Below are 15,738 nucleotides of genomic sequence, written 5' to 3'. Positions count from 1 at the left end.
CAATGCCCACCCTACGATCTTTTGCTGTTTGACCTGGTGGTGCGTTACGGGGCGGACTATACCAAGGCTGGCGCTTGAGCAAACAATTAGGGCAAGTCCGCCCCTAACGCACCCTACGCAACTGTTCCCGATTCCCAATTCCCAATTCCCAATTCTAAATTCTAAATTCTAAATTCTATTTCTTTTCCGTACATTTTCTTTCAATACCCCTTCAGAAAAAAAATTCTAAAATTCCTTGACAATTTTAACTATAATCGTTATGATTATAGTTGTAAACTTCAAACACGAGTTTAATTATGACTGAAGACTTTGTACCAAACGAAAACAACAATCCTGAAGAGACTACTCCCGGTAATACTCCTCAGGAACCTTCTCCAAAAAAATACCCAGTTAAGCACATTTTGAAAGGGTCACGTAAGGCAATACTCAATACCATGTATGCCCTTTATGCACTGCGTTACGCGGAAATCTCGGAGTGGAGCCCCCTTCAGCCCACTGGGATCCCAGGGGAATTCATTACGATAATGACGAAGTACTTAATTATCGGTTAAACTAACTTATGGGGGGTTTTACCCCCTTGGCAAAAAAATCGGGTCTGAAGTCAGTAGTCAGCGGTCAGCGGTCAGCGGTCAGCAGTCAGCGGTCAGCAGTCAGCGGTCAGCAGACATAACTCAGATTAAACAAATAGTTACCTGTTTTATTCAAAAGCTGTTGGCGTAGCGCATAAGCTGATAACTGATAGCTGATAACTGAAAGCTGATAACTGATAGCTGTTCCCGTAGCGTGCGCGTAGCGCATATGCTTACGGTCTAATCATATCGGATTATGTTGTCTGGTTTGGTTTACAAAGTTGAGTCATAAAGATAAATTCTAGCCGTGGAAAGTATTTCTGCGGCTATTTTTTTGGGGGTTGAAAGTTGTTCGGTTGAAGGTTGTTCGGTTGAAGGTTGAAGGTTGTTCGGTTGAAGGTTGAAGGTTGAAGGTTGTTCGGTTGAAGGTTGTTCGGTTTAAGGTTGAAGGTTGTTCGGTTGAAAGTTGCGTAGGGTGCGTGATAAGACGGGCTCACCCTCATTTTCTGCCTCGTCCTCAGCATTGCTACAGCCGGTCGGTGTAACGCACCACCGGGTCAAACAAGAATCAAACCGGTTAGTATGATTAGTGAAATTGTTAAATGCGTTCGCATAGGGTCGGCGAAGCCGAATCCCATTGAGTATCAGTTAACAACAATTGTTCGATTGTAATTAATTCTTGGTGGGCAGTGCATACCTACGCAAAATCCAAGCCAGATCAATCGGTCTGTTGCACTGCCCACCCTACATCTACTCTTGCCTATTGCTAGCATGCCTATTGCCTATTCAAAAGGGTGACAAACATCATTAACCTCCGAGTTAGTGTTCAAATAATCTTGTATCCAATTGCAACCATAGATTAGTAACTGATCTAAATCGAGGACTTGATCTAAATCCCATATAATAACAGTGTTGTCTCCACTAGCGGAGGCGAGCATCTCACCATTTGGGCTGAAAACTACGGCTAAGACGCCATCGCTATGTCCTTTCAGGGTAGTTAAAAGGGTTCCATCCTGCTTCCAGAGTTTGACGGTTTTGTCATAACTAGCGCTAGCAATTCTGTTACCGTCAGGGCTAAACACTACTGCTAATACCCCTGCTTGATGACCGTTGAGGGTAGTAATCAAGGTACCATCGCGCTTCCAGAGTTTAATGGTTTTGTCCCAACTCGCTGACGCAATGGTTTCACCGTCGGGACTGATGGCAACGCTGTAAACCCGGTCATGGTGTCCTTTCAGGGTAGTAATCAAGGTTCCGTCTGGCTTCCAAAGCTTGACAGTTTTATCCCAACTGGCGGAAGCAATTAGAGTCCCGTCTTTCTTGATGCAGTCGCTCATGGGGGAAACCCCCAAGACCGCGCTGCATCGCTTGCTGAAGGCTACTCCATCAATGCGATCGCTATGGCCCTTGAGGGTATTAATTAAGGTACCGTCCTGTTTCCAGAGCTTAATGGTGTTATCGGCACTAGCAGAGGCAATCATCTCACCGTCGGAGCTGAAGACTACTGCTAAAACGGCGCTGGTATGATTTGTTAAAGTTTTTAGCAAGCTACCGTTTCTGTGCCAGAGCTTGATGGTGTTATCGGCACTAGCGGAGGCAATCATCTCACCATCTGGGCTAATCGCTATTCCGGAAACTCTAGCACTATGGCCAGTTAGGGTTGTTTGTAGGCTACCGTCTTTATTCCACAGTTTGACTGTGTGATCCCAACTCGCCGATGCAATGGTTTTTCCGTCTGGGCTAATGGCCACTGCCCAAACTAAATCACTATGCCCCCTGAGCCTGGTGAGGATGATGCCATCGGGTTTCCAGAGCCTGACCGTTCCATCCCAACTCGCGGATGCAATAGTTTTTTCGTCTGGGCTAATGGCCACACCGTACACTAAATCTTGATGTCCTCTGAGGGTAGTGAGTAATGTGCCTTCCCAACTCCACTGGTTAACGGTTCCGTCCCAACTCGCGGACGCAATGGTTTTACCATCTGGGCTGATCGCAAGGTTGTAAACGCGATCGCTATGGCCCTGAAGGGTGTTTAGTAAAGTGCCATCAGTACCCCAAAGTCTAACGGTTTTATCCCCTGACGCTGACGCAATGGTTTGACCATCTGGGCTGATGGCAACGTTGTAAACGCGGTCATTATGCCCCTGAAACGTCCTTAGTAATTTCCCATTATAGCCCCAAAGTTTAACGGTTTTGTCCCCTGACGCTGACGCAATGGTTTGACCATCTGGGCTAATGGCCACTCCATAAACAGTAGCGCTATGGTCTTTAAGAGTAGTAATCAAGGTACCGTCAGCTTTCCAGAGCTTAACGGTTTTGTCTCCAGACCCTGAAGCAATCATCTGGCTGTCGGGGCTAATGGCAACACCATAAACGCCAGCTTGATGGCCGTTGAGGGTTTTATAGGGTCGGGGTTGAAACGTTCCCTGACTATCCCGTTTCCAGAGTTTGACGGTTTTGTCGTCACTAGCGGAAGCAATCAGATTGCCGTCTAGGCTAATGGCAATGTCGTAAACTCCAGCTTGATGACCGTTGAGAGTAGATAGTAGTTTACCATCCAGTGTCCAGAGTTTGATGGTCTTATCGTAACTAGCGGTAGCGATTAGATTAGCATCCTGGTTAATGGCAACTGCCCAAACCTGATTACTATGCTTTACTAAGCGATTATATTCAACAGTCCCATAAACTGCCTGTCTTAGCACCGATTCTACTTGAGTTTCCGTAGTGGGGTCTGCGTTACCAAAGCTTTTCAATCGTTCCTTGGCTCTGATCGCTTCTACTAGGGCGTCCAATTGTTGATTGGAGGCAAAGAGCGCTGCTGAGGATTTTGCGATCGCATTCATTTCGCTAATAGCTGAGCGTCTATATCCGAGGTAAGTGGTCACCCCTAACCCTGTGGAAACCATCAATGCTGTGCCCACTGCCATTAGCAAGAACTTGAGTCGTCTGGCACTTTTTTTCTGTTCTGCTAATCTTGCTTCTGCTTCCTTAGCCCGTTCTGCTTCTAAATACCGTTGCTGTTCAATCCAGCTTAATTCTTGAGAAGCAGCTAAGAATTCATCATCTACTATACTCAACCGTTTGCCCGCTTTCCAGTTTAAGGCTTCTGCTAAAGCTTGTCCTCGCAACAGCCGAGAATTATCTTCACGGTTGGAGGCTAACCAAGCGTTTAGGGCTTGATTATAAGGTCGCAGATTCCCTAATTTTTGCTCAACCCAATCCTGATTAAAAATAGACTGGTAGATGGGATTATAAACCCTTAATACTGGGGAAGTTTTGTTATCCTGACCAGGCTCCTTGACAACTAACCCACTTAGCCGTAATTCTATTTGTTCAGGAGTATCATCTGCAGCAATTTCTCCCTGTTGTAAGATTTCCTGATAAAGGGCTAATAACCGACTAGAGCCTTGTTCATTTCTGAGAATGCGTTCCCGTAGGGTTCGTAAATGCTCCGGTTGATCATTGGCTTCCCAGTTTTCAATAATTTCCTTACGCACAAGCTGCTCTAACCAAAATCCTTCCGTACCAGGGGGAATCGTCAGAGAGCCACTAATTGCCTTTTGATTCGATATCTGCACCAGATAGCACAGCTTTTGAGTCAGAAATGGTTGTCCTCCTGTCCAAGCCAATATCTCTTTGAGAATAGTTTGATGATTCTCTACTAATCCTACTAATCCTGATGCTAATGGTTGAGCTTCTTCTAGGGTAAAACCATGCAAATCAATAGCTTTACCAATATTAAAAGGAGTTCGTTTTATCTGGGAAATTAAATCCGAAGGGGTGGCGACTCCAAATAAAGCAAAGGTGAGGCGATTGTAGTCTGGATTTTCTGCTCGCTGGTTATAGCAGGATCGAATCAGAGCAAAAAAATCATCGGTCGGGAAATTGAGGCTAATCACGCTATCGATTTCATCGATAAAAATAAAAATCTTTTCGCTTTTGAGGTTAACTAACAAAATCTCTTCGATCACCTGACTCAATCGCTGGATTTCCGATAAATCATCGTGCTCACGCCACCAAGTTTTTAAATTAACCTTCCGGTAAAGTTTGAAATTCCTTAATAACTCAACTACTAATCCCTTATACCACTGCTGGGGAGTAATAGTTTCGCTACCAATGCGCGTCATATCAATAGAAGCGCAGCTAAAACCAGCCTGTTGCAGTCGATGCTTGATCCGTAAGCGCAAGCTAGACTTACCCATCTGTCGGGAGTTGAACACATAACAAAACTCACCCCTAATTAAGGCATTATAAAGTTCAGCATCAGCTCGACGCTCTACATAACTAGGGGCATTTAATTTTAAACTACCACCGACTTGATATTCGTAGGTGTCCATGTGTAGCAGTTTTGAATTGGGTGAGCTATTTTTATTCTGGGTTTTAGGGAGTAGGGAGCTAAGCTATCAGCTATCAGCTTTCAGCTATCAGCTTTCAGCTATCAGCTTTCAGCTATCAGCTTTCAGCTATCAGCTTTCAGCTATTAGCTATTAGCTATCAGCTTTCAGCTATTAGCTATCAGCTTATGGGTTAGGTCACAGCGTCGAAGCCTGTGCCACCCTACTGTTCGCGCAGCTTGCGCGTAGCGCAATCGGTGCTTTTGAATAAAATAAGCTGACCGCTGACCGCTGACTGCTGACTGCTGACTGCTGACTGCTGAATGCTTACAAAATCTTGAACTATTAAATTCTCCCGTCAAGGTTTATCTTAAGCACCTCAAGTAGCGTGAGCTTTTAGCTGACGGCTGACAGCTGACGGCACCTCAAGTAGCACCTCAAGTAGCGCATATGCTTACTGGGAATCAAAATTTGGGATACGTAACAATAAAGTTATCCTCCGCTTGAGCATTGTAATTCAGTCCAGATTCAAAACAGGTTACCGGAAATCCCATGGGAATACGGAATCCCTGACATATTGAGTAGTGGGGTTTTTGTCGTTGTTGGTTCATTGTTTCCTTAGGGAGTAGGGAGTAGGGAATCGGAACCCACCCCTAACCCCTCCCAGGAGGGGAACGGGAATCGGGAATCGGGAGCGGTGCGACCCGTGGCGAATTTAATTCGCCTACGGAAAGCGCACCGAGGGAGTCGGGGGAAGAAAATTGACTGTACCTCATCTAGCAATTATCAGACTCATTCGGAGTTTTTTTAGGGTTATGTTATATCAGCAATACTTTTGATTATATACACAACATACTATAGCATTAAATTTAAATTATAGGTCATAAATTTGCAGTTTTATTGTTAATATAAATAACCATAATGAATGAATTAGTATACTTCTCAATATTGTTGAGATATAATCGAAAATTGGATGGCTGATAAAACGCTGATGAATTACTAATTATTGGGTAAATAATTTATAATTACTCCTGAGGCGATACTCCTGAAGTGATATTACTGACGCGATACTCCAAATTCTTAACTTATGGATAACGTTGGTTATATAGAACTAAGGTAAATCCGTTTAATCACATTATTTATAGTAATATTGTTTGTTGTCCTTTGTGTTTTATACAAAATTAATTAAAAATTCACTATATAGCGTTTATCATACTTATGAGGTACAATTTTTTCCCGATTCCCGATTCCCGATTCCCGATTCCCGATTCCCGATTCCCAATTCCCGATTCCCGATTCCCGATTCCCTGAAATGATTATTCAAACCCTACCTAAAAACGTAGTTCATCTAATTGCTGCTGGGGAAGTCATTGATTCAATAGCGGCAGTGGTGCGAGAACTGATCGAAAATTCCCTTGATGCTGGGGCAACTCGGATTACTGTTTCCCTGTGGACTGAGCAATGGCGGGTACGAGTGGCAGATAATGGCACAGGGATGGAGGTGAAGAATTTGCAAAAAGCGGCTTTTGCCCACAGTACTAGCAAAATCTGTAGTAGTGATGATCTGTGGAAGATTACTAGTTTGGGATTTCGTGGGGAAGCGTTGCATAGTTTGGCGGCTGTGGCAGAGTTAGAAATTTTGAGCCGATGTCCAGGAAATAGTCAGGGGTGGCGAGTTATCTATAATTCCCAAGGTCAACTGCGTCAGATTGAATCTGCTGCGATCGCACCCGGTACGATTGTGATAGTGTCTAATTTATTTGGTAAATTGCCCGTGCGTCGCCAGGGTTTACCGCCGATGGCACAACAGTTGCGTGCTGTCCAAACCATTATTCATCAACATGCTCTGTGTCATCCTAGGGTTAGCTGGCAAGTGGAGCAAAATGGACGTCCATGGTTTAATCTTTGTCCTGGTCATACTGCCCAACAGATTCTGCCTCAAATTATCAAGCAGTTAAAGGAAAGTGATTTGCAGCCGTTAACGGTAGAAGTGCCCATACCGGATTCGGCAACAGAACAACAACAGGATAAAAGCACCAAGGGAAATCTCGGAAATGGTTTGATGGAGCTAGTGTTAGGATTACCGGATCGATGCCATCGCAGACGTCCAGACTGGGTAAAGGTAGCGACTAATGGACGAATTGTGCGATCGCATGAATTGGAACAAACCATGATCACAGGATTAGCTCGAACCTTGCCTCGCGATCGCTATCCCATTTGTTTCCTGCACCTGCGGATTTGTCCGAGTCAAATCGACTGGAATCGTCATCCAGCAAAGACCGAAATTTACTTACACTCCGTATCTTACTGGCAAGAGCAAGTTGCTGAAGCTATCGAGCACGCTTTGCGAATCACCCCAGCCAATCTCCCAGAAAGCATTCACTCCAACAGGGTAAAACAGTTACTCAAAACATCAGAAGCTAGAGGAGGTTACACCACTAGTCGTTCAATTGAACTGATACCAGACACTCAAGAAATTACTGACAAAACTGATCGCAAAATTGATAGCAAAATTGATAACAAAACTGATGATATTGGGCTAATCCAACTGCGAGCCATGGCTCAGCTTCATAATATGTATATTGTAGCCGAGCATCCTACTGGTATTTGGTTAATTGAACAGCACATTGCCCATGAACGGGTGTTGTATGAAGAATTATGCGATCGCTGGCAGTTAGTCCCCTTAGAACCTCCCATCATTCTCCAGCACTTATCCCCTAGCCAGGTGGAACAACTACAGCGCATTGGTTTAGAAGTGGACCCCTTTGGAGAAGAGCTGTGGGCAGTACGGAATGCACCAGAACTGTTGCGTCAGCGAGACGATTGTGCCAAAGCCCTATTAGAGCTGAGTTTAGGAGGAGACTTACAAACCGCTCAAGTAGCAACTGCCTGCCGCAGTGCAATTCGCAATGGCATCCCCCTGAGCTTGTCAGAAATGCAGCAGTTATTAGATCAGTGGAAAAAGACTAGGCACCCTCGCACTTGTCCCCACGGGCGTCCTATTTATTTATCCTTAAAAGAGTCTGCTCTTTCCCGTTTTTTCCGCCGTCATTGGGTAATTGGAAAAAGTCATGGGATTTAAGTAAGGGTTGGTAAGTTGAAGGTTAGCAGATTGGTAAGTTGAAGGTTGGCAAGTTGAAGGTTAGCAGGTTGGTAAGTTGTTCGCCCAAGGCGTTCGGTGTAGGGTAGGTTAGCAAGTTGTTCGCCCAAGGCGTTCGGTGTAGGGTAGGTTAGCAGGTTATCAAGTTGTTCGCCCAAGGCGTTCGGTGTAGGGTAGGTTAGGCAGTTGTTCGCCCAAGGCGATTCGGTGTAGGGAGTGACTGAATAGAAAATATCTATAGCGTTTATAAATGAGATGTAAACCTAGGAGGTATTTTTTTATTGGACAATACACTTCAGATCTCTTTACCCTCTTGCCTTTAGCCTTTTGCCTCTTGCTTCTTGGCGTTTGGGAGTATGTTCACAACTCAAATATAAACCCTATATATAATGACTGCTAGACATTGTGTCTTTAGTCATGGTGCTAGAGGGTAGACAATTAATTCTATAATCAGGATGAATAAAAAATGGCAATAGTTGTCAGGGTTTAAACACTATGTCGTCTACTAAAAAACAAGCCAGAGGTTTTCCACAACAACTTAAGTTGAGCAAGCCTCGCCATAGATTATCGATTTGGCTCAAAACTCAGCAACCTAGTAGTTTAGGTCGTTCTAAAAATGATTGGAACTTTAGCAATCAGGAACAAGGCTTCACACTGCTTGAGTTGCTTGTAGCAATTATTATCATAGGAATTTTGTCTGCCATTGCACTTCCTACATTGCTTAGACAAGCTAATAAAGCAAAAGAAGTTGAAGCTATTACTAGGGTGCGGAATCTACTACAACTTCAGCATGAATACTATATCACTAATGGAGAATTTGCTAATTCCCTAGAAGAATTAGGATTTTCACTTTCTTATGAGACTGAACAATACCAGTACATAGTATTATCTTCTCAGCCATTATTAGATGGTTCAGTTTTGTTAGGTTTATCTAAACAGCCTGAGCTGAAATCTTATGCAGGAGTAGTGTTTTTACAAGATGGTCAGACTAAGACCTGTCCTAAGATTCCTATAGATATCAACACGGATAATTTGAATAAGTTAATCATCCCACTTATTTTTAAGATTCTTGCTAATCCCAAAGAATACTGTTCATAACTCCTCTAGAAGATGCCGTGAACTCAAAGTGTCCATAAACAGGGTAGTGATCACAAAGATCCCGTCGGAGGGTTTCTGTTGCTTGATTCCATGGTTGGTCTGCACGAATGAGACGAACCTGATAGAATGCTTCTACTAGACGTAAATGGTTGTTTGAGTAAAAAATAGGAGATAGTTTTCGGTGTGTTGTAAGCATTCAACTGTGAGGCTATCAACTATCAGCTGTCAGCGTCACAGCGTCGAAGCCTGTGCCACTAAGCTGTTGCGCATTTAAACTGTGATAACAGCATTGCCTTTGTTTTTTATTTTTCGTACCCATTTTATAATTAACCCTCCTTCATTTAAAAGATGATTTAACAAACATTCTAATTCTTCAATTGATTTGAAAACTCGATTGGCAATATATTCTTTTGCTGAATGCCAAACCAATTCAATTAAGTTATAATCAGGACTATACTCGGGAAGATATTCTAAATAAATATTCGGCATATCTTCTTCTATTTTATGAATATATTCGGCTTTTTTGTGAAAACTAGCATTGTCTAAAATAATGACGATTTTCGGTCCTTTCTTAGCAAAGTCTTCTAGTTGATTACCCGCTTCCATCCATTCATTTTCTAGCTCTTTATAAAAGGTTTTTAAAACTTCATAAAAAGTTTGACTATTGCTTTTTTTGAGGAAATCTACAAATCTTTTTTTATCTGAATATCGCAAAGCTCCCATCACATTAACTCTCCCTTGCCTTTCGGGCAAAGCCCGACGCTGCGCGAACGGTCTCCTCTAACTTTTTTTCGCTTTCCTCTTTTACACCAGTTTTTTCTTCTGATGACTCTCAAACTAAATCCGCTTTCATCCCAAAACCATACCTGAAGACGCTCTGGGCTTTCTTTTTCTATTTTTAAATACTCATCTAGTTTCTTTTTAAATGCTTCCCTTTTTTTAGGGTCTTTTTTAGAATCTAAGCTATACTTTGACCAAAGGTAAACATATTTTTTCTTGACTAGTATCCTACGAACTTGAGACCCACTTAACTTGATGCCTGTTGTATCTTCTAAATGAACGGCTAATTTTTGAGCTGTCCATCGACCAAATTCATATCCTAATTCTTCGGGTTCTTTTTCGACTAATTCTAATAATACTTCTATATATTGTTTTGTTGCTTTTTGGTGATTGCCTTTCATTCTTTTATCTTTAAGACTCTCTAAGTCATCTGGATCTCCGTGGACACACCAATAACAGACTGTGTTCTTTGAACAACCCAAAACTTCAGCAATTTCTAACTGTGTTTTTCCACTATTCAACAACAGCAAAATTAAAATACGTTCTCTAATATTTCCATTTTCTTCTATTTTTAAGGCTTTTTGAAGTATTGTTTTTTGCTGTCAGATAATTTTTTGCTGGCATATTTCCTATTATTGGGTTATTTATTAATTTTTATTATACCAATTTAAATGCCGAACAGCTTATTCCCGATTCCCTATTCACTGTTCCCTGTTTCCAGAATATCTTTGAGCAAAATGTTCTTGCAGTATGCGGTGAATGAAGATATAACCACCCCCAACTTTTCTTAACAAGATACGTTCTGTGGCGTAGTCAAGGAAGCGGGCATAATGCCAAGGAGTATAGCCTTGCCACCAGAGAATTAGACGTAACGTAAAGTGTTGAATTAAAACAACTCCAGCAAATACTGGTCCTGTTCCACCTACTATCCCAGTAAGTAAACCAACCGCTAATGCAATACTGATGAGCTCATGAGGTGCTTGGATGTAATTTAAGCTATAGAGTATTCCTACAAAAAAAAAGATTCCAAAGAAAATACCAGCATTTTTAGCTGACTTCCAAACACCCTGGTTAGGAATTATGGTTTGTTCTAGGTTTTCTCCTTTGCCTAAAAAACCAACCAGTCCAGGAAGTGTTGAGAATACTATAACCTCAATAAAGATATCAAAATAAGCTCCGAACTGGCTGAGATCATATCTTTTTGTAAACAACAAACGCACAAGGATATAAATTAAACCACCTATTAGTCCAACCGTTCCATATCTTATGGCTTGCTTAGGATCTCGCTTGATAGTGTCAATAATTCCTATTTCTCTGTTGATAAAGCTTAACAAGAACCCCATAGCTACTCCATCAGCCGTCACAGGAGATAGAATAGCCCTCCATTTATCATCTTTTATGCCCTCTCCAACCATGGGATAGATCATTAAAGCAGTAATGATGATATAGAGTAGCCCAGATATAATTCCAGGAATAAGCTTAGATAGTTTTTGAGATAGTTTTTGGATTTTTTGAGGGATCAACTCAACCCTAAAACCTGGTATAGTTATAGTTCTCAAATAAGATAGCACTGGAAAACTTAGACAGGATACTATAGCTGCTATCACTGAAGGAATTACCAAGGAGATTTGTACTCCTATATCATCGGTAACCTGGGTACCAAAGTGTAAGGCTGTAGTCAATCCAGCTATCAGTCCAAGAATCACTCTAAAAACAACACTATAGATCCATTGTTGAATACCTACAGGTAAGCAATCAGGCTGCATCCGCTCAATTAATAATTCTTTTCGCTCTCTTTGTGTGATTTGATGAGCTATCCAAATTAACCATTTTTTTGAGCTTTTTTTTGAAAATTTTACCGGCTTTTCTTCAAGTTTTTTTTGAATATAAGCATCAAGTAAATGCTTTCGACGTTTTTCAAATAAGCTTATGTCTAATAAGTCATTGTTTAAGTCATTGTTTAAGTCATTGTTTAAGTCATCTTTTGTCTGACCTTTATAGGCAACAGCAATAAAGTTTAGAGTCAGAGGACTTTTCACTAATTCCTGTATGGCTTCGTCTTCTTCTTTTAATTCCTTAACTCCTGACAAGGCGTCTCCAGCATCGTCAAAATACCGTTGGATTTGTTGGTCTGTAAGTTGCCTATAGAAAACAGCAGTTTGAAATTGAAGCTTCTCTGAAATTTTGTGGTAATCTCGAATTCGAGAGCAAACCACCATTTCGGTTTCTTTATAGTTTACTATAAACTGATTGATTGCTCTAATGCAATCTCCTCTTTTGCTTTCTCTGACTTCATCTAAACCATCTAATAAAAGTAGTAGTTGCTGATTTTTTACCCAATCCTTACACTGCTTTTCAGAAAACTGATAGATTCTATTCAGTTCCGTAACCAGCCACTGGGCTAAGGGTTTTGGCTCTTTCTCCCCAGCCCAACTGGAAAGGTTGAGCACTACAGGAATTGGTAGGGTTGTGTTTTTCCTGGCATCACTGATTAATTCATCAGCAATTTCGAGAAGTGCGGTGGTCTTACCTGACCCCGATCTACCAAGAATCAGCATTGTTCTGGTGTTTTCAAGTTCCCCAAATACGTCAATTGCTCTAGTTCCTTCAGGCAGATCTTGTCTTTGCCGACTTGAATTTGCTCCTTGTTGACTTGAGGGATTGATCACGGCGCTAGGGTCTTCAATTAGACCCAATTCAAGGGTTTCTTCGATATGTAAAGACTTCTTAAGAACACCTTGAATCCAGAATTTTTCTACCCGCTTAAGTAAGGTTTCACGGGGACTAGCTTTCTTGCTGGCAATATCAATTTTCATTAATTGCAAGAGAGATCCTACTATCCCCCAGGAACTGACAGGAGCTGGAGTTGAGGGCATAGTGTCCGTATCTGAGAGTCCCCGTAACTGTTTCCAGGTGATGCTTTCTTTAGCTAGATTGTGATGAATGACTGGTAGCCAACTGACTTTTGGTAGTTTATTTTTGTTCTTTTTGATATAGCTCTGTAGCTTGATTCTAGCTTCCTGTACAGAGCGATATAGAGATAAATGCGTAGTGAAAAATCCCAGAAAATATTTGAGAAACTCTTGTGCCACTTGATCAGGAACGGGTTCTCGCCAAACAATAATCTGAGCAATATCTAAATCTGCGAGTTGACGTGCTAATCCCAGTCCATTGCAGGAATTAAAAATAGCCAACTTCATACCTTGCTCAATGGCTCTTTCCATCGTCTTTCTAATCGTTTGAATATCTAGAGATTCTTCTGAATTAATTTTGAGCAAGCCAGTTTGACCATCTTCTTGAACATCACTATGTCCAGCAAAAAATAGAATATCCCAAGATTTATTTAAAAATGATTCCAATTCTTCAAGAGTTGGCTGTCGCAGAAAAACACAATATGCTCCTGGTATCTTTCGGAGTAATCGTCTATCAGCTTCCACATCAATACCTTGACCGCTGTCTCCTAAAATACATAAGATTTTGACCCGTTTCGGTCTTTGGGAATTTGAGTTCTGGTCAGTAACAATAGCAGCGGCAATTTGCTCTGATGCAGCGAAGGAGAGAGCAACATCACCAAAACAGTCATCAATAAACAAGTCCCAGCAGTGCCAGGGTAGTTTGTGTAATATATTTTTGGTGGATTCAGAGGTAATCTCATGTGTTTGAACAACGACCTGAATTTCATCCTGGGAGTTTAGATCGAGAATTTGTTCGAGTTGTTGTTTTGTAGTCCTCAGCCAATGATTGAGATCGTTGCGTAAAAGATCAAGGGACTGATCACACTTAGCTATGTACTCAGGGATAGAAAACCGAGGACGTATAGTCCGTATAATACCTCTAGAATCCTCATCCCTAGAAGACTCCAGAAGGGTTTTATATTTATCCTGCCATTCCTGATAATACCTGAGAATTTCTGGGATTTGAGGTAGTTGACAGTATATCTGTCTGTAGTTCTCTGGATCATTTTTACCTTCCTCCACAATCTTGATGGTAGCTTGACCAAAACCTCGCTGAAAATTGCCATCTTCTGGGATAATAATAACTGTCTTACTCATTTTATTTGCCTTTGTGTAGAGCTAAGCAACAAATTCCTCAGTTACAGATTCATCATTTAGAGAAATTTGAACAGTGACTAGTTTTCCTGGAAGTTCAGTTAAGGCAATCTGAATCCAACTGTCTGCTTCCTGGGCTTCTACTTCCTCACTATCTGACTCAAGCATGACTTTTAATTTTAAACCCAAAGGCAAAAACTCATTCTTTTCTGTAGGATGAACTTGAAATAAAAATCCCACCTCTTGATTTTCTGCCAACCATTGACTCACTACTAAATCTACTTGTTGAGAATCTGCTGATAAACCTAGAGTAATTTTTTTAGCCCGTTCAATAACATCATCGTTTATTTCTAGATTTCTAAATGCAAATTGTCTAGGTGCCAGGACAGCATCTACAGCTTGCCATGTGTCATCAAAAAGCTTTTCCAAGTCTTTTAATTTTAAGGGGTTTACTACCGGTAGAGGTGAGAGTTCACCAATCAAGTCATCAACCGAGCGCAACCGACTAACTTCGATAACATCTGCAACGACTGCTTTAGCAAATCCTAAAAGCTGGACTTGATCTAAGTGTTCGCTAAACTGAATAGCAAGATAACCAATCCGGTCTTCGGTTACTTCTGGAGGTAAAGACACAGTAGTTTCTCCAGGTAGCACAGGACGACATTCTAATCTGCCAATGTCAGGAACAACTAAATCGGCAACATTCCATTGATGTCTTAGAATTGGATTCCAACAATCACTTTCCTTTAAATCAGTGTCAATGCCAAGATACTTAAGATATCTGTGAACTGCATAAACCGCTAATGTATTAAAATAAACCTGTTTACTTTTTGCAGTTGTGGCTTGTTCCGCTGCGAATTTGCTAGCGAAACGATGAGCTTCAATACCGAGGGTAATTTCTAAATTTTGCATGTTTTGATTTGTCATGATTCTTCGTCTCCTGAGTAACCTAGATCCTTCAATTTTTTTTGAAGGAGTGGTAGGCATTTTCTTTTCCAATGGGATATGATAGTATCGTACTTAATGCCCAACTCCCTGCTGAGGTGAGTTAACTTCTCTGGTGGGTCTTTAAAAAGTAACCTTTGGCAAAGGAGCTGACAGTTACAATCGGGACGCTTACGAGGATGACACTTTTGAAAGCTATGGTCTGGATCTTCCTCTACGTAACGTTCTAATTGTTCAAAGGTTTCCTGAATTTTCTGCTTTCTGAGTTTCTCAATGTAACCTTCAATTCCACTGATAGTAGGAGTCTCAAAACCACCATCTGGAAGTTGATCTAGTAGTGTTGAGGGATTGTCCGAATTTTCATTGATGTAGACATCTAAACTAGACTCACGACTATGTTGGTATGCTTGGTTAAGATATAAATCTTTAATCCGCCATATTAGATAACCATTTATCCATTTTAACAAGCTTGTCTGAACTGCTAAGTCTGGTTTGGGTTCAAAAGCACAAATATTTTTGATTACCCATTCCCAAGTTTGGTCTAAAGCTTCCAAATAAAGGGGATAAGAAGATTTTCGGAGTCCGGGTAACTGCTGACATTCAAGTAATAGTCGATGGATATCCCGTCGCCGTTCTTCACTCTGAAAGTCCTGATTGCCACAAATCTTATTAATAAGTGCCAGTAATTGTTGATCTGTCATAGTCATCTTTTTTTTGATAACTGGTGTAGATTACTCTTTAATCCCTGATATTTCAATAAACAAGAATATTCAGAGGGAACTTAGAGGATATCTCCCAAGTTTTTTGATACTGAATTTTGCCCCCCTGACCCCCCAAGCGAGCAATCCCTCGCTTGGGGGGAA

Annotated in this window: 11 protein-coding genes and 1 pseudogene; 3 read left to right on the top strand and 9 right to left on the bottom strand. The window is 41.4% G+C overall.

Translation table 11 applies throughout. The features are described from left to right. Positions 1-296: 296 nt before the first annotated feature. Positions 297-551: a hypothetical protein gene (locus tag LYNGBM3L_RS14780; RefSeq protein WP_008184674.1), complete on the top strand. Its 255-nt coding sequence runs from the start codon at positions 297-299 to the stop codon at positions 549-551. Positions 552-895: 344 nt separating this feature from the next. Here LYNGBM3L_RS14780 and LYNGBM3L_RS45760 read toward each other — a convergent pair whose 3' ends face one another. From LYNGBM3L_RS45760 to LYNGBM3L_RS43580, 4 genes are all read right to left on the bottom strand, one after another. Continuing rightward, the gene (locus LYNGBM3L_RS45760; RefSeq protein WP_154659799.1) at positions 896-1,066 is read right to left on the bottom strand and encodes a hypothetical protein; all 171 of its coding nucleotides are present in this window, start codon (positions 1,064-1,066) and stop codon (positions 896-898) included. Positions 1,067-1,351: 285 nt separating this feature from the next. Then, positions 1,352-4,906: an AAA-like domain-containing protein gene (locus tag LYNGBM3L_RS14775; protein ID WP_008184672.1), complete on the bottom strand. Its 3,555-nt coding sequence runs from the start codon at positions 4,904-4,906 to the stop codon at positions 1,352-1,354. A gap of 461 nt (positions 4,907-5,367) precedes the next feature. Next, positions 5,368-5,514 carry a hypothetical protein gene (locus tag LYNGBM3L_RS45105; RefSeq protein WP_161603168.1) on the bottom strand — a complete coding sequence of 49 codons (147 nt, stop codon included), beginning with the start codon at positions 5,512-5,514 and terminating at the stop codon, positions 5,368-5,370. Between the two features lie 7 nt (positions 5,515-5,521). Further along, positions 5,522-5,686: a hypothetical protein gene (locus tag LYNGBM3L_RS43580; RefSeq protein WP_154659798.1), complete on the bottom strand. Its 165-nt coding sequence runs from the start codon at positions 5,684-5,686 to the stop codon at positions 5,522-5,524. A gap of 529 nt (positions 5,687-6,215) precedes the next feature. Here LYNGBM3L_RS43580 and mutL point away from each other — a divergent pair. Next, positions 6,216-7,985: a DNA mismatch repair endonuclease MutL gene (gene mutL, locus LYNGBM3L_RS14770; protein WP_008184670.1), complete on the top strand. Its 1,770-nt coding sequence runs from the start codon at positions 6,216-6,218 to the stop codon at positions 7,983-7,985. On the opposite strand, the gene LYNGBM3L_RS14765 is transcribed toward mutL, so the two are convergent. Then, positions 7,982-8,161, bottom strand: coding sequence for a hypothetical protein (locus LYNGBM3L_RS14765; protein WP_044493278.1), 180 nt, complete (start codon positions 8,159-8,161; stop codon positions 7,982-7,984). The genes mutL and LYNGBM3L_RS14765 overlap by 4 nt on opposite strands. A 337-nt stretch (positions 8,162-8,498) precedes the next feature. Between LYNGBM3L_RS14765 and LYNGBM3L_RS14760 the strand changes: the two genes are divergently transcribed. Next, on the top strand, positions 8,499-9,101 hold the full coding sequence (locus LYNGBM3L_RS14760) for a type IV pilin-like G/H family protein (protein WP_008184668.1): 603 nt from the start codon (positions 8,499-8,501) through the stop codon (positions 9,099-9,101). A 270-nt stretch (positions 9,102-9,371) separates the two neighbouring features. On the opposite strand, the pseudogene LYNGBM3L_RS38365 reads toward LYNGBM3L_RS14760, so the two are convergent. From LYNGBM3L_RS38365 to LYNGBM3L_RS14730, 4 genes and pseudogenes are all read right to left on the bottom strand, one after another. After that, positions 9,372-10,505 (bottom strand): annotated as a pseudogene (locus LYNGBM3L_RS38365) (IS630 family transposase). 77 nt (positions 10,506-10,582) lie between these two features. After that, the gene (locus LYNGBM3L_RS33970) at positions 10,583-13,933 is read right to left on the bottom strand and encodes an NACHT domain-containing protein (RefSeq protein WP_008184665.1); all 3,351 of its coding nucleotides are present in this window, start codon (positions 13,931-13,933) and stop codon (positions 10,583-10,585) included. A gap of 21 nt (positions 13,934-13,954) precedes the next feature. Beyond that, complete coding sequence (locus tag LYNGBM3L_RS14735) at positions 13,955-14,857, bottom strand: DUF1822 family protein (RefSeq protein WP_008184662.1); 903 nt, start codon at positions 14,855-14,857, stop codon at positions 13,955-13,957. Continuing rightward, entirely contained in the window at positions 14,854-15,576 is a 723-nt protein-coding gene (locus tag LYNGBM3L_RS14730) for a hypothetical protein (RefSeq protein ID WP_048815251.1), read from the bottom strand. Before LYNGBM3L_RS14730 ends, LYNGBM3L_RS14735 begins: the two co-directional genes overlap by 4 nt. Between the last annotated feature and the right edge of the window lie 162 nt (positions 15,577-15,738).

The sequence above is a fragment of the Moorena producens 3L genome, from assembly GCF_000211815.1.
Taxonomy (GTDB): domain Bacteria; phylum Cyanobacteriota; class Cyanobacteriia; order Cyanobacteriales; family Coleofasciculaceae; genus Moorena; species Moorena producens.
Note: the sequence above shows the minus strand (reverse complement) of the source record. Positions and strands in the feature narration are given on the sequence as shown.